The 19,261-nt window shown below is 62.5% G+C and carries 20 protein-coding genes, 1 tRNA gene and 1 rRNA gene; all 22 read right to left on the bottom strand.

Annotated features, from left to right (window positions below; all coding sequences use genetic code 11):
- Window positions 1-58 precede the first annotated feature (58 nt).
- The 22 genes from VSX42_RS07240 to rrf all read right to left on the bottom strand — a co-directional run bounded on the left by VSX42_RS07240 (window position 59) and on the right by rrf (window position 19,135).
- A complete protein-coding gene (locus VSX42_RS07240; RefSeq protein WP_326503647.1) occupies window positions 59-2,206 on the bottom strand; it encodes a cytochrome c oxidase assembly protein in 2,148 nt (715 codons plus the stop codon).
- Window positions 2,207-2,236: 30 nt separating this feature from the next.
- A complete protein-coding gene (locus tag VSX42_RS07245; RefSeq protein ID WP_326503648.1) occupies window positions 2,237-3,589 on the bottom strand; it encodes a Dyp-type peroxidase in 1,353 nt (450 codons plus the stop codon).
- Between the two features lie 108 nt (window positions 3,590-3,697).
- A complete protein-coding gene (locus VSX42_RS07250) occupies window positions 3,698-4,366 on the bottom strand; it encodes a copper chaperone PCu(A)C (protein ID WP_326503649.1) in 669 nt (222 codons plus the stop codon).
- Window positions 4,367-4,400: 34 nt separating this feature from the next.
- On the bottom strand, window positions 4,401-5,027 hold the full coding sequence (locus VSX42_RS07255; RefSeq protein ID WP_326503650.1) for a copper resistance CopC family protein: 627 nt from the start codon (window positions 5,025-5,027) through the stop codon (window positions 4,401-4,403).
- A 43-nt stretch (window positions 5,028-5,070) separates the two neighbouring features.
- Window positions 5,071-5,649, bottom strand: a complete 579-nt coding sequence (locus tag VSX42_RS07260) for a hypothetical protein (RefSeq protein WP_326503651.1) — start codon at window positions 5,647-5,649, stop codon at window positions 5,071-5,073.
- A gap of 132 nt (window positions 5,650-5,781) precedes the next feature.
- Window positions 5,782-6,069 (bottom strand): HU family DNA-binding protein, encoded by a 288-nt coding sequence (locus tag VSX42_RS07265; protein ID WP_083090531.1) that lies wholly within the window; start codon window positions 6,067-6,069, stop codon window positions 5,782-5,784.
- A 79-nt stretch (window positions 6,070-6,148) separates the two neighbouring features.
- A complete protein-coding gene (rpsN, locus tag VSX42_RS07270; protein ID WP_135011231.1) occupies window positions 6,149-6,454 on the bottom strand; it encodes a 30S ribosomal protein S14 in 306 nt (101 codons plus the stop codon).
- 3 nt (window positions 6,455-6,457) lie between these two features.
- Window positions 6,458-6,628: a 50S ribosomal protein L33 gene (rpmG, locus tag VSX42_RS07275; protein WP_083090533.1), complete on the bottom strand. Its 171-nt coding sequence runs from the start codon at window positions 6,626-6,628 to the stop codon at window positions 6,458-6,460.
- Window positions 6,629-6,630: 2 nt separating this feature from the next.
- The gene (rpmB, locus tag VSX42_RS07280; protein WP_083090534.1) at window positions 6,631-6,867 is read right to left on the bottom strand and encodes a 50S ribosomal protein L28; all 237 of its coding nucleotides are present in this window, start codon (window positions 6,865-6,867) and stop codon (window positions 6,631-6,633) included.
- 557 nt (window positions 6,868-7,424) lie between these two features.
- Window positions 7,425-8,225: an SGNH/GDSL hydrolase family protein gene (locus tag VSX42_RS07285; protein ID WP_326503652.1), complete on the bottom strand. Its 801-nt coding sequence runs from the start codon at window positions 8,223-8,225 to the stop codon at window positions 7,425-7,427.
- Between the two features lie 41 nt (window positions 8,226-8,266).
- The gene (locus VSX42_RS07290; RefSeq protein ID WP_326503653.1) at window positions 8,267-9,355 is read right to left on the bottom strand and encodes a siderophore-interacting protein; all 1,089 of its coding nucleotides are present in this window, start codon (window positions 9,353-9,355) and stop codon (window positions 8,267-8,269) included.
- Entirely contained in the window at window positions 9,348-10,187 is an 840-nt protein-coding gene (locus VSX42_RS07295; protein WP_326503654.1) for an ABC transporter ATP-binding protein, read from the bottom strand. The genes VSX42_RS07290 and VSX42_RS07295 overlap by 8 nt, the downstream gene beginning before the upstream one ends.
- A 4-nt stretch (window positions 10,188-10,191) precedes the next feature.
- Window positions 10,192-11,250: an iron ABC transporter permease gene (locus tag VSX42_RS07300; protein WP_326503655.1), complete on the bottom strand. Its 1,059-nt coding sequence runs from the start codon at window positions 11,248-11,250 to the stop codon at window positions 10,192-10,194.
- Window positions 11,250-12,299, bottom strand: a complete 1,050-nt coding sequence (locus tag VSX42_RS07305) for an iron ABC transporter permease (protein ID WP_326503656.1) — start codon at window positions 12,297-12,299, stop codon at window positions 11,250-11,252. Before VSX42_RS07305 ends, VSX42_RS07300 begins: the two co-directional genes overlap by 1 nt.
- Before the next feature lie 3 nt (window positions 12,300-12,302).
- The gene (locus tag VSX42_RS07310; protein ID WP_326503657.1) at window positions 12,303-13,355 is read right to left on the bottom strand and encodes an ABC transporter substrate-binding protein; all 1,053 of its coding nucleotides are present in this window, start codon (window positions 13,353-13,355) and stop codon (window positions 12,303-12,305) included.
- 334 nt (window positions 13,356-13,689) lie between these two features.
- Window positions 13,690-13,763 (bottom strand) — tRNA-Thr (locus VSX42_RS07315).
- Between the two features lie 41 nt (window positions 13,764-13,804).
- The gene (locus VSX42_RS07320) at window positions 13,805-14,950 is read right to left on the bottom strand and encodes an ATP-binding cassette domain-containing protein (protein ID WP_326503658.1); all 1,146 of its coding nucleotides are present in this window, start codon (window positions 14,948-14,950) and stop codon (window positions 13,805-13,807) included.
- Between the two features lie 89 nt (window positions 14,951-15,039).
- Window positions 15,040-15,795, bottom strand: a complete 756-nt coding sequence (locus VSX42_RS07325) for an energy-coupling factor transporter transmembrane component T (protein ID WP_326503659.1) — start codon at window positions 15,793-15,795, stop codon at window positions 15,040-15,042.
- A gap of 3 nt (window positions 15,796-15,798) precedes the next feature.
- Window positions 15,799-16,554, bottom strand: coding sequence for an ECF transporter S component (locus VSX42_RS07330; RefSeq protein ID WP_326503660.1), 756 nt, complete (start codon window positions 16,552-16,554; stop codon window positions 15,799-15,801).
- A gap of 153 nt (window positions 16,555-16,707) precedes the next feature.
- Window positions 16,708-17,721, bottom strand: coding sequence for a nucleoside hydrolase (locus VSX42_RS07335; RefSeq protein WP_326503661.1), 1,014 nt, complete (start codon window positions 17,719-17,721; stop codon window positions 16,708-16,710).
- 172 nt (window positions 17,722-17,893) lie between these two features.
- A complete protein-coding gene (locus VSX42_RS07340) occupies window positions 17,894-18,772 on the bottom strand; it encodes a DsbA family protein (RefSeq protein WP_326503662.1) in 879 nt (292 codons plus the stop codon).
- A 246-nt stretch (window positions 18,773-19,018) separates the two neighbouring features.
- Window positions 19,019-19,135: ribosomal RNA gene (gene rrf / locus VSX42_RS07345) — 5S ribosomal RNA — on the bottom strand.
- Between the last annotated feature and the right edge of the window lie 126 nt (window positions 19,136-19,261).

Consider the following 19,261-nt stretch of genomic DNA (forward strand, 5'->3'; position numbering starts at 1 on the left):
GGGCAGGTACCTGCCCGGGCCTTCGTCTACTCAGATGCGCCCTACCCCTCGCAGGAATCTAGCGGCGGGCGTCCTTTTCTGCCAGCTGCGCAAACATGTCGTTATAGGCATTAAGCTCGGCATCCCCGTCGCGGTCAGCCTGGCGGTCGATGCGCTTTTGAACCTTCTTATCGTTCATGGACCACTGCACTGCCACCGCAACGGCAATAATCATGGTGGGTATCTCGCCGATTGCCCACATGAGCGAGCCGCCCAGCTTCTGGTCGTCAATGGCAGACAGACCCCAGGGTCGACCCAGGTTGCCGAACCATGATGCCTGCAGCAGGGTGTCCATCTGCATAATCGAGATACCCACAAAGGCGTGGTAGCCCAGGGTCGCGATAATCATGATGAGGCGCATGGGGTAGGTGGGGCGGTTGGGAATGGGGTCGATACCGATCAGCACCAGACTAAAGATGTAACCGGTAATCAAAAAGTGAATCAGCATGAACTCGTGGCCCACGTGGTAGCGCAGCATCACCCCGAAGAGGGGGGTGAAGTAAACGATAACGATCGACCCGGCGAAGTTGATGGCCGCGAAGATGGGGTGGGTAATCAGCTTAGACCAGCCCGAGTGCACCAGGCGCAGGATCCATTCGCGGGGCCCGCGGGTGCCGTCCTGGCGGGGTTCGAGGGCTCGCAGCAGCAGGGTGACGGGGGCACCGAGTACCAGGAAGATGGGGCAGACCATGGTCAGGAGCATGTGCTCTACCATGTGCACCGAGAAAAGCACCATGGAGTAGACGGCAAGGGCCCCGCAAGTGATGTAGAGCAGAACGAAGAGGCCCAGGAACCAGGAAAGGGCACGGGTAAGGGGCCAGTGGCCGCCTGCACGCCGCACCTTAATCAGCGCCCAGAGGTAGGCGAAGGCAGCGAAGCTGATGAAGGCCACCCAGAACCAGTCAAAACGCCACTGGGTAAACCACTCGGCAACATGCGGTTCTGGTGGCATGTCGTAGAGGGTGATGATGCGGACGGGTTCGGCACCGGCGTCCAAGGTTTCGGGAGCCGGGGGCGGGGTGCGGGAGAGCGAGACCGCCAGACCGCTGGTTGCGCCCATGAGCACCAGCTCGCAGGCAATAGCGTACCAGAGGCCACGGGCAGCACTAGTAAGTCCCGACTGCATCATGGGTATCAGACGCAGACGGTGTACCACTCCGAAAGCACCCAGCACCAGGGTGAGCATGAGCTTGGCCAGCACCAGCGCCCCGTAGGTAGTTGTAAAAAGATCCCCCAGGCTGTTCATCCGTACCAGGGCATTGACCATGCCTGAGAGCGCCACCAGCACGAACCCGAAAAGGGCCAGCACGGAATAGCGGCGCAGCACCGCCACAGCCAGGGGCACACGACGGGAGGACGCCGACGCCGCCCCTCGCTGCCCCTCAGCCAGGGTTCCGGTGCCCGCGTCCTCGCCAGTAATGTCGCGGGAAATAAAAGCCAGCACCATGAGCCCACCGCACCAGAGCACCACACCGAGCAGGTGCAGGCCCAGAGAGTTGACCGCGCCCATATGGTCATCGCCGCCTGATGAGTGACCGCCCAAGGCCATAGCCACGATGCTGACCAGCGACAGACCCAGGGTGAGTAGCAGACCGGTCAGCGAGCGCACCGCAAAGACCAGGGTAGCTACGGTAGCGGCCACGATAATGCTGGTGGCCTCCTGCTTACCCGAGTCGATGGTGGTGATGTAGCTGATGAGTTCCGAGGTGTAGTCGGCCCCGCCCGCCGGTGACCGCCCCGAAATATCGGCGTAGCTGAAGATAAGCACCGCGATGGCGGCGATAGTCCAGGTGATAGCGGCGGCGGACGCCAGCGTCAGAGTACGAGTGAAAGCCGGGTGTTCGGTGCGGTGCAGGTTCTTCTGCCGCTGGGCCGAATCGGTTGGGTGAGCCATATTGACCTTGGCCCGCACCCGCGCCGCATCAAGGAAGCGAGGCACCAGCCCTAGGGCAAAGACGAGGGAACCCATAGTCGCTGCCATGGAGAAGTTTTGTAGGCTCTCAGCTACCGGCAGGCCCCAGCGCACCAGGGCGCCGGCGTCCGCTAGGTCGGTACCGGCGTTTGAGCCGGTCATCAGCAGGCTCAAAGCCAGAGCGACAAGGGAGGCTGCGGGGAAGACCCATATCCAGCTAGGCTTGAGCCCGCGCTCCATCTCGTGTGCTGCCATGTCTATACCTTGATTCCTGTCGATGGTGGTTTAGCTGAAAAGTCCCTCGCCCACGAAGCTACCTTCGCGGGCACCGGCGGGCAGGGCGAAGACCGCTGAGCCAATGGGCACGGTCCAGGCATTGAGCATATCGAGCTCGGCCAGGCGCTGCTGGATGGGGAGGAACTGCTTGACGGGGTCTGCCTGGTAGGAGCAGAAAATCAGGCCGGTAGAACTCACTCCCCCGCTGACCTGCTGGTGTTCTGAGAAGCCCGAGGCGTTCTGCACCGGCAGGTCGTAGTTGTAGCCCCGGCGCAGGATTTGCTCCACCCGGTTTTGAGCGGCGGCCCGGCGGATGTGGGCGTAGGGGGCGATGACGGTAAAGCCCAGGTCGTTCGTTGCCGAGAGGTCGGCGGGGTCGCGTTCTTCGGTGCCGGTGAGCGGGGCACCGTTAGTGAGGTTGCGGCCCACGGCATCCTCCCGGGCGGGGCGGTCGGCCTGGTCCCAGGTATCGAGGTTCATGTGGATACGGCGGATAACCAGGGATGTGCCGCCCTCTTCCCAGGGGGTGAGTTCCTCGTGGTTGCCCCAGACATAAGATTCCATGGTTCCGTCACCGGTGGAGGGGTTGATGGTGCCGTCAACCTGGCCGAAGAGGTTACGCATGGTCATGCCGTCCGGCTCGCTGCCGTAGGCGCGGCGGAAACCCTCTTGCACCCAGCGCACCGAGGCGAAGCTGCGGGTGTTTTTGAGCAGGACGCGCTGAGCATGGGCCAGGGTGAAGCGGTCAGAGCAGCAGAGTTGGAGGAGCAAATCGCCGTCGTTCCACTGGTCTTGGAGCTGGTCAATCTGTTCGAAGGCGGGCAGGGGTCGCAGCCAGGAGGGTTTCTTCTCGGGGGCGACAATGTCGAAGATACGCTCGCCGAAGCCGAAGGTGATGGTGAGGTTAGCCGGTACAGTCGCGAGTTCCGGTTCTTGGTCGGTGATGGGGGCCCGCCCTGCGGTGAGGCGGGCGGCGTCGTCGGTGAGCACGGTGAGCAGGCGGCGGACGCCGTCGCGGTCGAGTTCCGTGTTGAGGGTCAGGGCGATAAAGACGCCGTAGCTGGGGGCGGGGGTGTCGATGCCAGCCTGGCGGGGGCCGTAGAAGGGGACGACGGCTTCTTGCAGGGGCGGGCTGGTAGGCTCTTGTTCCCCCTCGTTATTCATAGCTGTTGCAGCATATTGGCCTGCCAGAGTGGCAGCTACACCGGTGCCCAGGCCCAGGGCTCCAGCAAGAGCTACACGCCGGTTGGTCCCACGGGGGCGTGCTGCTTGTTCTTGGTCGCCAGGCTTGTCTTCTGGCTGGGGGCCAGTTTCTGCACCGCTCAGGGCCCGGTTGAGGTCTTCGTCAAATGAGCTAGTCATGATGTTCCTTGGGGCCTGCGCTGCCGTCCGCCTTTCGCACTGGGAGGACGGCAGCGTAGGCCGGTTGCTACCTAGCGGTAGCTAGAGGTGGGTGAGGTAGCTGGTGCCCTAGTTGCACTGGGGCAGCACAGCGGCGGCTGATTCGCTGGCGTGGTCTGAGTGCATGGAGTGGTCTGAGTGCATGGAGTGGTCGCTGGACTCGCTTGCAGCAGCGTCCGCTGCGGTGCTCGCGGCGTCACCGGGGGCGTATTCTTCCTTGGCACCGGTGTAGTCGCGCACGGTAGCTTCAAAGCTGACTTCGCCCGCTGAGGTCTGCAGGGTGATGATATCGCTGGTGCCTGCTGCCAGGGCGCAGTTCATGCCCATAAGCATGATGTGGTCTCCGCCGGGGGCCAGTTCGAGGGTGGCGCCGGGCTCGATGGTGAAGCCACCTTCAACGGCCTTCATGGTACTGGTTCCGCTCGTCGGGTCGATGACGGTGGTGTGCAGCTCGACCATGCTGGCGGTTGCGCTGCTGGCACCCTCGATGGTGATGGGGGTGTCCCCGGTGTTGGTAAGGGTGGCAAAGGCCGCGGTCATATCGCCGCTGTTGACCTTAATCCAGGCTTCCTCGACGGTCAGCGGGGCGCTGCCCTCGCTTGCAGAGGCGCTAGCGGTAGCGCCGGTGCTCGCACTTGCGGTGCTGGCTGCTGAGGTGTCGGCGCTGCTGCAGCCGGTCAGAATCAACAGGGCGATAGCGGGCAGGGTGAGGGCAGGTAAAAATTTCTGTGATGGCATGGTGCTTCTTCTTCGAATGCGAGGGGTGGACGGCTTACTTGCGCTTGGTCTTGGCCAGCACGACAATCAGGGCTGAGCCTAGAGCTGCTACAGCCACGAGGGCTAGGACGACCTTGAGGGGGGTCGATAGCCCCTCTGAGGCCTCCTTCACGGGGTCGCCGGCGGACGCGGAACTGCTAGCTGTTTCGCTAGCTTCACCGGTATTGGCGGCTGAGGGTTCGGCTGCTCCGGTCGTTGCATCTGCGGTTGAGCTCGCTGAGCTACTGCCTTGGCCCACGGTGTAGGTGAAGGTGCCCTGGATGGGGTGGCCGTCCGATGAGACAACCCGCCAGGTGACGGTGTAGGTGTCATCGGCAGCGGCGGTAGCCAGGTCCTGGGTGACGACCTTGCCATCGATGTCCGGGGTGCCATCGGTGACGCTTTCACCGGCGGCATTGGTGACGCGCACCTGGTTGGCCCCGTCCACGTCCATGATGTCGCCACTGTAGGTGAGTTCTAGGCTGGCGGGTGCTTCGGTAAGGGTTGCCCCGTCAGCGGGGTTGGTGGAGACCAGTTCATCGTGGGCGGCAGCCGGGTTCATGCCCAGCAGGCTACCTGCGGCGAGGGCCGCTGCGGCCACCAGGGTACGAGTTATGGGTGAGGCTGTACGAGCCTTAAACATAGGGATAGTCCTTGCTTATCGAAAAGGTTGGTGGTGTTCGGAGTTAGGCAAGGACGGGCGGGCCGCGGGGGGCGCGGCAAGTTCTGGCGAGCAGGCTGACGAGGTGGGTTACGGTAGCGGCGACCGGCAGGGTGAGCGGCGCTCCTAGGAGCGGACGCGCCCGCACGGGTTCTAGACGGGCCTGCACATACCCCAGCAGGGCGCGAAGGGCTAGAAGTAGATGCTCCCCGTAGGCGAGCAGGGCAAAGGTAATAGCTGCCGCTAGGGTATGCCCGGCCCACATTGCGGGCCCAGCGTGGGCCAGTGGTTCTAGATGGGTAGCTCCCAGCAGGAGCTCAGACCCGTGATGGCTATGGCCGGCAGAAGCCGGTGCTAGGGGCTGGCCGTGGCTGTAGAGGGCATGCAAAATCCCCTGACCGGCCAGGACGCCAAGGGCTAGGCTGGTGCGGGGTAGTTTGAGTCTCGTAACACCGAGGGTCAGCAGGGCTGCCAGTGAGGTGGCAAGGGCCAGGACGAGCGGGTGGGGCAGGTGCCCACCGGCAAGCAGGTGCGAGGTGGCGCCTAGGCCGGTGGCGCTGCTGGCGATCAGCCAGGAGCGGGCTACCTGGTGCCCTCGGCGCATGGTTCCTCCCCTGCGTGTGTGCTGGTGTCTTGCCTGCCTATTATCTCACAGCCGGGCTATTTTGGCTCTGCGGGTATAGCAAAAGGGCCACCCCGCTTACGGGGTGGCCCTTTTCAAAGTCTAGTCAAGAATTTACTTCTTGGTGGAGACTGCTGCCTTCAGCTTTGAACCTGCGGTCAGCTTAACACCGTGACCTGCGGGAATCTGAATGGTTTCGCCGGTCTGCGGGTTGCGACCGGTACGAGCTGCACGGTCGGTGCGCTCAATTGCCATCCAGCCGGGGATGGTGATCTTCTCGCCCTTAGCAACAGATGCTTCGAAGACCTGGAACAGTGCGTCGAGCACACCGTTCACTGCTGCCTGGCTGGTGCCAGCCTTCTCTGCAACCTCTGCAACGAGTTCGCTACGGTTCTTAGCCATTGAATGCTCCTCCTGAGACTTTCAAAAAGTTAGTGGCTGGGTTAGCCCTGCTCACAAGGCTAACCGTATCAGCTACAGATTACCAGCTTGACTTGGTAACACCGGGCAGTTCGCCACGGTGTGCCATCTCGCGGAAGCGTACGCGGGAGATACCAAACTTCTGGAAGGTACCGCGGGGGCGGCCATCGATCTGGTCGCGGTTGCGAACGCGAACGGGTGAAGCGTTGCGGGGCAGCTTCTGGAGGCCCAGGCGGGCTGCTTCGCGCTCTTCGGGGGTTGCGTTTTCGTCAACCAGGGTCTTCTTCAGTTCCAGACGCTTTTCAGCGTAGCGTGCAACGATGACCTTGCGCTGCTCGTTGCGAGCAATCTTGGACTTCTTCGCCATTGTTTAGCGCTCCTCTCGGAAGTCAACGTGCTTGCGGACAACGGGATCGTACTTCTTGAGAACCATACGATCGGGGTTGTTACGGCGGTTCTTACGGGTGACGTAAGTGTAGCCGGTGCCCGCAGTGGACTTAAGTTTGATGATAGGACGTACGTCCTTAGCCTTTGATGCCATGTTTAGATCTTCTCTCCGCGTGCAAGGATGTCAGCAACTACTGCGTCGATACCACGTGCGTCGATAACCTTGATGCCCTTTGCAGAGACGTTCAGGGTTACGTTGCGACGAAGTGAGGGTACGTAGTACTTCTTCTTCTGTACGTTAGGATCGAAACGACGCTTGTTGCGACGGTGCGAGTGCGAAATGCTGTGTCCAAAGCCGGGAACAGCTCCGGTCACCTGGCAGACAGCTGCCATAGTTTTCTCCTCCAAATGTTGACGAAATGACGGTACGCAGTTGGCGTTCGCCAGTTGTCTGGCGATCAGCAATGGGCGTCCCGTCACCTATAGGTAGAGCACCGGGTTATTCTCCAAGGCTAGAGTGTTTGAGACTCGCCATCGGGTGAGAGGCCGATGTGAATCCCCGCCGCGGGAAAAACGGTGAAGCTTAGGTGTACGAGAGGTGTTGCCACCACTACGAACAGCCTTAAAGTCTAGGTAATTACGGGATACCACGCAACCTACAAGGCCAATAAAAAGCTTGCGTCAGCCGGTGCTGGTGCTACCTGCTCCGGTGTGCGCAAGCTGCTTTTCATAGACTCATTGGTGCGTTTGAACCTCTATCAATTCTACCGTGGTTTTAACTTTTCGCAAGTCATCTCAGGCTTTAATCCGCGGTTTTCCGCCCCTGCCGAGCAGAGGCGGGTACCAGTGTCCACCCCTGCCAAAGGGGTAAATTACACAGGTGTAATCTTAAGTGTGATGTTAACAGCTTAAAGCTTTTAATCCAGCCCCCAACCTGTTAAAGGTGCCCGCTAAGCTTCGGGCAGAGCGTCAAAACGGGTCCAGGTGGGGTACTTGGGGCTGATATTGTCGCCGGAACTGGTACCGCGCAGGCGGCGGCCAATCCAGGGAATCACGAATTCTCGAGCCCATTTGGCGTTATCGAGGGCCTCTTGCACGCGGCTTTTGTGCAGGGGCGCGGGGACGACGGGGTCGCCAATGCAGATATTCTCGGCGCTCAGGGTCTCCAGCGCCCGGCGGGCAGTGAGGGTGTGCCCCGCCGCGTTCATGTGCAGGCGGTCAGGAGCCCAAAAGCGCAGGTCCCGGAGTTCGTGCATGCGCCAGTAGTCCACCACGGTAACACCGCGGTTGTCTGCGACCTCGCGCAGTAGCTCGTTAAAGAGGGCCACGCGGGCGCGGTTACCGCTGAAGAAACCCTTGGGGCCGGGGTCAAAACCGGTCATGGTAAAGACTTCGATGCCCTCATCGCGCAGGGTCTTAAAGGCCTCGTCATAGCGCACCATCAGGGCGTCCACATCGAAGCCGGGGCGCAGGGAGTCGTTGCCGCCGCCCACCAGGGATACCAGGTTGGGTTTGAGTTCCAGGGCAGGTTCTAGCTGCTCTTCGATAATAGGTACAAGCAGACGCCCACGGATCGCCAGGTTGGCGTACTGGGCTTTGGGGTCTGCCAGCATGAACTGCTCGGCCACCCGGTCGGTCCAGCCGCGCACCCCGTTGGGGCGGTTGGGGGCGTCGTCCCCCACTCCCTCACTGAAGGAATCTCCCAGGGCGACGTAACGGATAGATTCGTTTTTTCCGAGAATCGACATCATGCGGACTAGGCCTTTCTCTAGCAGGTAGGTACCAGGCCACTCTACCCCTCGGCCTGCCCGGCCTTCCAGTACCCCATAAAAGAGATGCTTTCTTTGGGCAGCCCGGCTTCGTTCACGCAGATACGGCGCAGGGTTTTGACCACCGTTGATTCACCGGCAATCAGCACATAGGTCTCAACAGGGTTCTCCGCCAGGTGCCAGACGATTTCGTCGGGGGCGACTTCTTCCCTCGTCTGGTGAGACGCTAGGGGCCCAACCCCGCAGGCCTGCCGCAGGGAGTCGGCCAGTTGCTGCCCGCGTGATTGCTGGCCTGCTCGGTTCAGTACAGTGAGGCGGACGCCCGGCACCCGCTGGGCGGCCTGCCGCACCTCGGGGAGACGGTCGAGGGCGTCCTGAGCACCGGGCACCTCAAGAAACACTGCCCCGGTAGCCTCGGTGGGCAGAGATCGCAGGATAGAGAGAATGGCAGGGGCTGCGGTTTCGTCCCCCAGCAGCAGGAGCGAACGGGCACTGCCGGGATTATAGGAAGCCCAGAGGGTAGAGCCGCGCAGGGGAGCCAGGAGGGAAATCTGCTGGCCTACCTGCGCCTGTTCAGCCCAGGCTGAACCGGGGCCGCTCTCGCCCGCGCTATCGGTGTGCAGCACAAAGTCAACGTCTATTTCGGGCTGCAGCCCTTCCGGTAGTTCACGGTCCAGGGGTGCAAGATCCGCCTCAGCCGCCGGGAGCATACCCAGCAGGGGTGTTTCGTCCAGCCCGACCGAGGGCACCAGGCGGGAGTTACTGACGGTGTAGGTGCGCATGTACCCCCGTTCAGTCTCTGGAGCTGCCAGCCAACGGGAGCGCCAGGAGGTGTCGAGCTCAATCATGGTGGGCCCGCTGGCTCCGGCTGGCGGAATCAAGAGTTTAATGTAGGCGTCGTAGACCTGCCCCGTGCCGTCAGAGATAGGGGCGGCGGCGTGCAGCAGGGAGCGGCCGGTCAGCGAGATACGCATAAAAGAGTCTGTGAGCCTCTCAACCCGCGAGACGGTGACGGGGAAGACCCCGTACTGGTTGATGGAGCGTTTGACCTCGCGGCGAGCAGATGAACGGGTTGCGGGTGGGCGAGCTGCGGACGCGCGGGGCTTAGGCAAGACTTTGGCTTTCTAGATTCGCTGCTGGATGACTTACGGTGCGGGCGTGGGGCACCACCACGGTGGAGCCATCCCCCAGGGGGTCGGCGACCGAAGCCCGCAGGCCAAAGATTCGGTGCAGGTTCTCGCCCGTCATGACCTCGGCGGCGGTGCCGGTTGCGGCGATTTCTCCGTCCTTCATGGCCACCAGGTGGTGGGCGACGCGGGCAGCCAGGTTGAGCTCATGCAGCACCATAACCATGGTGGTGCCCCGGCGCTCGTTAATGTCGGCCAGAAGATCAAGAAGCTCGACCTGGTGGGCAAGGTCCAGGTAGGTGGTGGGCTCGTCCAGGAGCAAAATATCGGTGTCCTGGGCCAGGGCCATAGCAATCCAGACGCGCTGGCGCTGGCCGCCTGAGAGTTCGGTAACCTGCCGTTCAGCTAGCTCCAGGGTGTTGGTGGCTTCCAGAGCCCAGGCGACGGCGGCATCGTCCTCCCTGCTATTGCCCCTAAAGAGCCCCTGGTAGGGGTAGCGGCCGCGGGAGACCAGGTCAGCCACAGTTATGCCTTCGGGGGAGATGGGGCTCTGCGGCAACAGGCCGACCATGCGGGCAAATTCTTTGCCGCCGTAGGAGGCCACGGGCTTGCCGTCCAGGGTAATCTCGCCCTCACTGGGTTTGAGCAGGCGGGAGATACCGCGTAGTAGGGTTGATTTCCCGCAGCCGTTGGGGCCGATGATGGCGGTGATTTTTCCGGCAGGTAGGCTCAGCGAGAGGTCGGGCACGATGGTGCGGTCCCCATAGCCCAGGCGCACGCGGGTAACGGTCAAATCGCGGGGAGTTACGGTTTTCACGAGCTTAGCTTCTTTCGGGTGAGCGGGTCAGCAGCCAGATGAGGGCGGGGGCGCCGAAGGCACCGGTGAGGACGCCGGCGGGCAGGTTGATACCGCCGGGGATGAGGTTGGAGCCGATAAAGTCGGCGAGCACCACCAGGCTGGCGCCGACTAAGGCGGCAGCTGTGAGGTTGTGGCGTCCGCCGGTGAGGGCCCGGGCGATAGGCCCTGACATAAAAGCGATGAAGGCAAGGGGGCCGGTAGCGGCGGTGGCAACGGCCACCAGGAGCACTCCCAGGGCGATGAAGCCGGTGCGGACAGCGCGGGTAGGCACCCCCAGGCCGAAGGCGAGCTCTTCGCCAACGGCTGTGGCGTGCAGGGGGCGGTAGAAAAAGATAAGAGGGAGCAGCAGCGGTAGCAGGAGTAGAGCCAAGAGGCTGATGCGGTCCCAGTTGGCGGTGGAGAGGGAGCCTGCCAGCCAGTGGGTCAGGGTTTGGGCGCTGGTGGTTGAGGTGCGGGAGAGCAGGTACTGGATAAAGGCCGTCCCCAGCGCTGAGATGCCCAGACCTACCAGAATGAAGCGGTTACCCGCGCTGCTGTCGCCCGCCGAGAGAGCCATCATCAGCAGGGCAACAGCCAGGGCTACGGCGATAGCCAGCAGGGTCAGTGGTAGCCCGCCCAGACCCAGAAAGACAATACCGATGACGGCCCCCAGGGCTGCCCCGTTGGAGACACCGATGATATCGGGGCTGGCAATGGGGTTACGCAGGAGTAGCTGGAAGATAGCCCCGCCCAAGCCGAAGGCTGCCCCGGCTAGGGCGCCGAGGACGGCGCGGGGTAGTTTTTCTTCCATGACGATGTAGCGGGCACCCTTGGCGCTCTCGATAGTTCCGCCACCGAGGATCGTGAAGAAATCGGGGATAGTGACCGTGTAGGAGCCCAGCAGCACGCGCACCGCCCACACCGCAATCAGGGTCAGAGTAAGGCCGACGATAGCGAGGGCCGGACGGCGGCGGGCACGGGTGCGGACGTCGGCCACCGCTTGGGCGGCGTCCTGGGACTGGGGGCGGGGTAGGGCAGGCATTAGAGGTTAACCGCCTTCCCTCGTCGGACCAAGTAGATGAAGACGGGCACGCCCAAAGCTACCATCATCACGCCCACCTGGATTTCCTGGGGCGGGGCGATAATGCGCCCGGCGGTGTCCGCCAGGATGAGCAGGGCTGCACCGAAGAGGGCTGACAGGGGTAGCAGAGCCCGGTAGTCTGCTCCCGCCAGGGCTCGAATGGCGTGCGGGGCCATGAGCCCGAGGAAGGCGATGGGGCCGGTCAGAGCCAGGGCAGTGCCCACCAGCAGGGTAATGCCGCCGGTAATGATAAGGCGGCGCACAGCCACATTCTCCCCCAGCGAGGCTGCCATGTCATCGCCCAGGGCAAAGCTGTTGATGGTTTTCGCTCCAGTGAGAACGATGATAGCCCCGAGGGCCAGTAGCGGGGCGGCTACCGCCAGGTCAGAGAGGCTGGCGCCGGCGACAGTTCCAATCTGCCAGCGGCGCAGGTTATCGAGGGTGTTCTGGTTGGTCAGGATTAGGGCGCTGGTGACCGCCCCTAAACCGGCGGTAAGGGCTGCGCCCATGAGGGCTAGTTTGATAGGGGTCGCTCCCCCGGTACCGAGCGAGGCCAGGGCGTAGACGGCAAGGGCTGAGGCAACTGCCCCGGCGAAGGCCCAGAGAGCAAAAGCCGCGGTGGAACCGGCAGAGAAAAAGGTAATACCGGCGACCACCGCGCAGGCTGCCCCGGCGTTAATGCCGAGAATCCCGGGGTCGCCCAGGGGGTTCCGGGTAATGCCTTGGAGCCCAGCCCCGGCTAAACCTAGTGCTGCCCCCACAACCCCGGCGGTTAGCGTCCGCACCGACCGCTGGGTCAACACCGCTGCGTCCGCCTCTGCAACCTGCCCGCCAGCCAAATAGTCCAGCAGGGTGGTCAGGCTGATGGGACGGGCGCCCAGGGCAAAGCTGGCGAGGGCAGCTAGAGCAAGAATCAGCCCCAGGGCGAGGCCGAGCACGACCAGCCGCCGCGCTCCCCCGCTGGGGGTGGCGCGGCGGCTGGTTGAAGGCCGGGCGGGGGCTGCGGTCACCGGTTAGGACGCCTGGCTTGCGTCGATAGCGGCCGAGAGCTTGGCCAGGGTTTCGGTCTGGTTAATAGCCCAGTCCAGGGAGAGCGGGGACGCTGCCGAAAGGGCCAGGGAGATAGCGGTATCGGTTTCAACAACCAGGCCGCCGTTCGCTACGGCAGGCATCTGGGAGAAGAGGGTGTTGCTCTTGATGGCTTCTTCGTCGGAGTCGCTGGTGCCCCAAGCCCAGACAATATCTGACTGAACCTCGGGCAGCACCTCGCCTGAGATGGTCATGAAGAAGGCGTCAGCTTCGGTGGCGTTCTGCTCAATGTAGGGGGCTAGTTCCATGCCCAGTGAGGTGAGGAATTGGGAGCGGGAATCGCTTGCTACGTAGGCGGAGAGGGTCTGGGCTTCCAGATCGAACATGCCAGCCACGAAGGTCTTACCTGCCAGGTTAGAGTACTTGGCTGCGGCGTCGTCGATGGTCTTGTTGGTGGCCTCGATGAGGGCGGCGCCTTCATCGTCCTTCTGTAGCATAGCGGCGGCCTGGTTGACGACGTCCTCCCAGGAGGCGGCGTAGGCGCCTACACCCTCGGGGGCGGCAACGACGGGGGCGATAGCGGTGAGCTTGTCGTAGACTTCCTGGGTCATATCGCCGTAGACGGAGAAGATAGCGTCGGGGGCCAAAGTGGCGAGGGCTTCGTAGTCGGGGCCGTCGGTTTCGTCGTAGGTCACGGGGGCGGTGCCGCCGAGTTCGGCCAGCTTGGCGTCGAACCAGTCGGTGGAGCCGTTGGCGTTGGCGCCGTAGGTGACGACGGGGGTGCCGGCGGGTACGACGCCGAGGGCCAGGAGGACGTCGGGGTTCTTCCAGAAGTTCACAACGGCAATTTTCTGGGGTACCGCGGTGAAGGTGGTCTCGCCGAAGGCGTGCTTGACGGTGTAGCTCTCACCTGAGGCTGCTGAGCTGGTGCTGCTGCTTGAGGTGTCGTTGGAGCCGGTGGTGCAGGCTGCGAGAAGGCCGGTGAGGGCGGTGGCTGCGGTTGCCTTGAGGAAGGTGCTACGAGTGATGGCGACCATGGTCTTGTGTTCTCCTGGGAAGGGTGTCTGGTTCTATAGGACTATCTATAGAACTGCTTAGGTGACCCTAAGCCAGGAATAACACTATCTTTTGTTTGCATATTTGTGCAAACGCTGGGTAGCTAGGTGCGCACGGTGGGAGAGCAGCAAGTTGTGCTTTTCGTGTGCGCTCGCAAACTCGCAGCGAAGTTGCCGCTTACCTGGCTTGTGCAGGGTTCTTGGGCTGTGTGCAGACTTTTCTCTGCACACAGCCCAAGAACCCTGCACAGCGAGCGCGAGCCCGGATGCCCCGTAACTAGATAGTGGGTGTCGCCCTGTTTTTGGGCACAAAGAGAGCCCCCTACCGGATTCGAACCGGTGACCCCCTGTTTACAAGACAGGTGCTCTGGCCAGCTGAGCTAAGGAGGCAAGACTTTTCAAGTGTACCCGATATTGCGGGCGGGTGCATGTTACCTGCGGGCGTCTAGTCGGTAGTGGTGCAGGGGCAGGCGGGCTGCAAGGGCTTGGGTGAGTTGTTGGTCGTGGGTGGCGACGATAGCGCTGCCTCCTGCGGCGCAGTGGGCGGCGATGAGCGCTGCGACCTGCTCAAGGCCGAGGGTATCTAGCCCCGCTGTTGGTTCATCGAGGAGTAGGCAGGACGCCCCGGCGGCGAGCGCTTCTGCTAGGGCAAGCAGGTGCTGTTCAGCGGGGAGTAGATCCAGGGGGTGGGTTTCCCCGGAGCCCGCGGGTAGGACGGCATCGCGTAGGGCTTCGCGGGTAGGGCTACTAGCTTTCGCCCCGTTCCCTAGCTTCATGTCAGCATCCACGGTGGGGGCTAGGAAGTGGTGGGCTGGGGTTTGCGCCACCAGCTGGGCGAGGGCGGCGCGGGCAGGGGCGTCCTGCTGGTGGGGCTGTAGCCCGCCGATGGTGAGCTGCCCGGTAACTGGGGGTAGGAGCCCCGCGATGGTGCGCAGCAGGGTGGATTTTCCGGCGCCGTTGGGGCCGGTGAGGATCAGGCAGTCGCCGGGGGCGAGGTCCAGGTAAATACCGGTAGCAATGGGGGTAGCTACCGGCTTCTTCCACCGGCGGCGGGCCGGAGTCACCGGGGATATAGCGAGGTCACGGGCCAGGACGCCTGCCGCGGCTCGGGTGGGCAAAGACGGCAGAGACGGCGCTCCAGCAGACGGTAAAACACCTGCTCCTAGGTTTTCGACATTAGCGGCAAGGCTCTCTTCGTCGACCTGGGGCCTGACTGAAGCCCAGGCCAAATCTGCCGGGTAGCGGGTAAAAGCGTCCAGCACCCGGGCTCGCATAGCATGATCGAGGCCAAGCAGGGGTTCGTCCAGGGCTAGGGCTGGCACAGCCGCCCCGTCGAGGTTTCCGTCCACCCGCCCCAGCACCAGGTAGGCAGCCAGGGCTACCAGCTGGGTTTGCCCACCCGAAAGTTGCAGGGGGTGAGCTGCCAGTAAGTCGGTAATTCCAAGGTCAGCGGCAACTGCCTGCACAGCCCGGTGGAGCTGATTCCGGCTATCCACAATCTGCTCTATTCCCAGAGCAATTTCTTCAGCCACGGTGGGCACCAGCCCAGCCATCAGGGCATGGGGGTTAGAGGGCACAAAGAGCCCATCCCGTTCCTGGGCCCAAGCCTGCAACCGGCCAGACTTTCCGGTTCCCCGAGCCCCGGTGATGAGCGTCCGCGCATAGGTCACAGCAGCACCCCCGTATAGGTAGCAAGCACGAGCAGACAGGCCAGTGGCAGGAGCGCCCAGCGAAGGTAGCACTGGGTGCGGCTGTCGGCGTAGTCCTGCCAGAAAATTCTGGACCCGGCCCGGTCAATCCCACGCGCAGCCAGGGTTGCTCCGCGCACCTCGTGGTCGAGTAGGAGCAGGTTGAAGAGGGCGGACGCCGTCCGTACCCCCAACCAGACGCGGGCGCCTCGCGACCCGTCGGCCATACCTCTGGCGCGGGCGGCCCGTTGTACCAGCCGGGAGTAGTGGGCCAGCTGGGCCGGGGCGTTGAGCGAAGCGACCAGCAGGTAGATGAGCCTAGGCGGCAGTCCCCAGGTGGTCAGGGCATAGCGCAGGCCAGCAGCCCCGGTGGGTAGTATCAGCAAGGCGCAGGCTGACCCGAAGGCCAGAATCTGTAGGGCTAGAGCCAAGCCAGCCCGGGCTCCCTCGGCGGTCACTTCAAACACCATCCAGGGCACGGGCGCCCAGGTTGCCCATACGGTTTCTCCCCCGCGCGACACCAGTTGGATGATAAAAGCCATCACCGCAACCGGCGCCAGCCCTACCAGGACCAGGTGTGCCCAGGGGGCAAGCGTCCGTCCTGCCCCGTGCAGGGCGATGAGCACAGCCAGCAGCCCCGCCTGCCAGGTGAGCGGCAGCGGGGCAAAGGCTAGCAGGAGCCCGGCGCAGCCCAGGGTGACCCAGGTGCGGGGGTTCAGGGCGGGGGCGCTCACCGGTTAGCGGCCGAACTGACGACGGGCGCGGGCGGGCAGGCCCTTGATGATGAGCCAGACCAAGGCGAAGGCGATGGTCTTATCGAGCGGGTCAGAGAGCAAAGACTGCAGGGTTGTAGCCCCCAGCAGGGACTGGCCAGCAGCCTGCAGGGCCGCAACCACGGAACCGGTACCCACGCCCTGGCCACCGCCAAAGACGAAGGCTGCGATGGGGGCGCCGACGAAGCCGGCCAGGATGCCGGTGATAAAGCCCGCGAGCAGGGCACCCCAGAGTTTGCGGAAGAGACCCAGGCGGCCAGCGTAACCGGCCAGGAAGCCGATTAGGGCAGCACCGGCGGCAAAGGGAATAGTGGTGGGGTTGATGGTGAGGCCCCAGGCAAGGTTGGTGATAATACCGGTCATGGCTCCGGCGGCGGGGCCGGCCAGCACACCGATGAGCACGGTGGCAACGGAGTCAAGGTAGAGGGGAATACCCGAGAAGCCAATGAGCTGGCCCACGATAATGTTGAAAGCTGCCGCAAAAGGAATCAGGGCGATGGTGGCAAGGGGCAGGCGGCTCAGGTTAGCTGCCAGAAGCAGTAGGACGCCCGCGGTATAGCCCAGCATGAGCGGCAGGGAGATAGCGGCTTGGGCATCGCTGGCGCCTTCCAGGTAGCCCGCGTAGTTGGTGGCACCGCCTGCGGTGAGGACGGCCCAGCTATAGGTTCCTACGACTACCAAGGCAGCGAGCAGGTTGAGCACCTTCTGAGAGGTGGTCAAGGGTGTGTTCTGTTCCGGGTTTTTACCGAGGAACCCAGCGGCTACTGAGCTCCTCTGCCCAGACGTTGAAGGCTGTGTAGGTGCGTGTGATGAGGGGGCCATGCCCACCCCTTTCTGTAGAATAATTGTTCTTTTTATTTCTTTGAGCTGGTTCTAGCCAGTCCCCTTTGGGGCGTAAACTGCCCGAACGGTCTGGATTAAGTGCTCAAAAAATTCAGGGGCCCGGGCGCTGGTCAGGGCCTGAGCGTTGGGGTCTCTCCCCCAGCGTCCTAGCCAGTCAGCTACGACCTGGCCGCGGGTAAGGGTACCGGTAAGCTCAACATCGAGCGTCACCGGTGTGGTCTCCCCCAGTGAGAGGTGGGGCTGCCCCGCAGCCGCCAGGGCGCGGTTAACTACCAGGGCAGTGACGAAGGGGTCGTGCACATGGGCGATAAACCCCAGTTTGTCCCACTCGTGGAATTCCATGTAAAACTGCAGGGCCCCGTCCAGAGCTGTAAAGAGCTCTCCCCCACCGGCCAGTAGACGCTCGCGCAGCTGAGGAGTCATGACGGCGTTCTCGGTGCTATCCAGCGGGCAGAGCAGCGGCGCATAGGGCAGGTTGAGGTCAGGACGGCTGTAGGCGGCTAAGACCTCGTGCAGGGCTTCGGGGTCAGAGTGCACGTTCCACTCGGTGGTGGGCATCGTGTTCCCCCGGTGGTTCAGGGCCCCACCCATGATGGTCAGGCTAGCTAGGTAACGGGGCAGCTCCGGCTCCTGCCGTAGGGCCAGCGCCAGATTAGTTGAAGGCCCCAGGACGAGCCCGTGCAGCTTCCCGGGGAAACGGCGGGCGGTCTGTACCCATAGGTCTGCCCCTTCGCCGTGGGTACGCCCCGTGGGCCTGGTCTGTCCGGGGAGCAGGCCGTGGCCCGTGCCCAGCGGGCCGTGGGTCTCTTCGGTGGTGGTGAGCGGCTGGGCCAGCGGGTTCTCAGCTCCTAGAGCCCAGGGGGTACCCTGCCCGCCGAGCAGCTCCAGTAGACCGCGGACGTTGCGTCCTACCTGCTCGGTACTCACGTTGCCACCGCTTGCAACGATGCCCTCGACCGCAACCTGCGGGTGCGCACAGGCGTAGGTGAGAGCCAGGGCGTCGTCGATACCGGGGTCACAGTCGATCAGAAAATGCAGGGTCATGGGCCTTACGGTGCTTGTTAGTCGGGCTGGGGTGGGGCATAGAAAAAGGGGCAGCTACCCACCTTCATCTATGCGCCGGGCATAGGTGAAGGCGTGTAGCTGCCCCTACACGCTGTGTACCAGTTTAGTACACTGCGGGCAGACCCTCTACGGTCTGTCTATAGAGTGAACCTTAGGCGTTCTTCTTGGCTTCAATCTTTGCGGTAATCCAGGCGTTGAAGTCGGTGGAGTTGAAGACCTCACCGTCGGCAAAAATGGTGGGAGTGCCGCTGATGCCGTTAGAGGCTGACTCCAGGGTTACGGTCTGAACGAAGGGACGCCAGGTGTTGTTAGCAACGTCGTCCTTCACATCTGCACCGTACTTCTCAGCAATAGCAATGAGCTCCTCGTTAGAGAGGCCGCCTGTGCCCTGGTGGGTGAAGATTTCCTTCTGGAAGTTCAGGAAGTCTTCGGTAGAGACCTGGTTAGCTACGGAGTAGGCAACATTGTTAGTACGGGCTGAGTAGAGGGTAGGGCTGGAGGCGTCCAGGAAGGTCAGGTTACGGACTTCCAGAGTAATGTCGCCGCTAGCTACCAGGGCGGCGATGGTGTCAGCGTTTTCGGTTTCGAACTGGGCGCAGTGAATGCAGTTGTAGTCCTGGAAGATGGTCAGGCGGACGGGCTCCCCGTTGTTGTCTGCTTCTTCGGGTAGGGCTACACCCAGGGGCATCTTGGCTTCAGAGCCGTCAGCTGCGGTGTAGGTTGCTTCTGAGGTGCCCAGGTCGTTGCTGTCACGGCTTTCTTCGGTGCTGGTGTTCTGTTCGATGCCGTCAGCGGTCAGGACGATGCCACCGTACTGGTTAGCTGAGGATGGCACCGGGCCGGCGTCAGCGATCTGGTTGCGGTTGCCGTTGATGACGACGACTGCAATGATTGCTACGATGAGGGCGATGACACCGAGGACTGTGAACTGAATCCAGCGGGTGGATGATTTTGAGGTTTTCTTGGCCTGCTGTGCCGCCAGTTGGCGGGCACGCTCGCGGGCGTCAGTGGAGGGGTTTCCCTTAGACACAGATGTGCCTCACTTTCGTACGTGCGTTCTTGATAGGTTCAAGCCTACCGTGATTTGACGGGGATATCTGCTCTTCCACAGAAGCTCAAACTAGTTCCCCAGGAAACGATTAGTTTAGGTGAGGGCTGGTGCAGAGCGCTTAGCTCTTGCGCCCGATAGGGTATAAAAAGTGGGTGTTAGATTTTGAGGCTTAAAACAAAAAGGCCCTGGACAAGCTGTCCAGGGCCTTCCTGTATCCCAATCAAAAACCGGCAGTAACCTACTCTCCCACACCGTCACCAGTGCAGTACCATCGGCGCAAAGAGCCTTAACTTCCGGGTTCGGGATGGAACCGGGTGTTTCCCTCTCGCTATAACCACCGTAAACCAACGATGACCACCCCACCAAACAAGCAAGGGGGGCAGCAATAACAAACCCACACAGGATTGTTATCTCAAAACCATACAGTGGACACAAACAAACAAAACTCAGTCAAAAAGTGTAAGCCTT

It is taken from the genome of Rothia nasimurium (genome assembly GCF_035916755.1).
In the GTDB taxonomy this organism is placed as follows: Bacteria; Actinomycetota; Actinomycetes; order Actinomycetales; family Micrococcaceae; genus Rothia.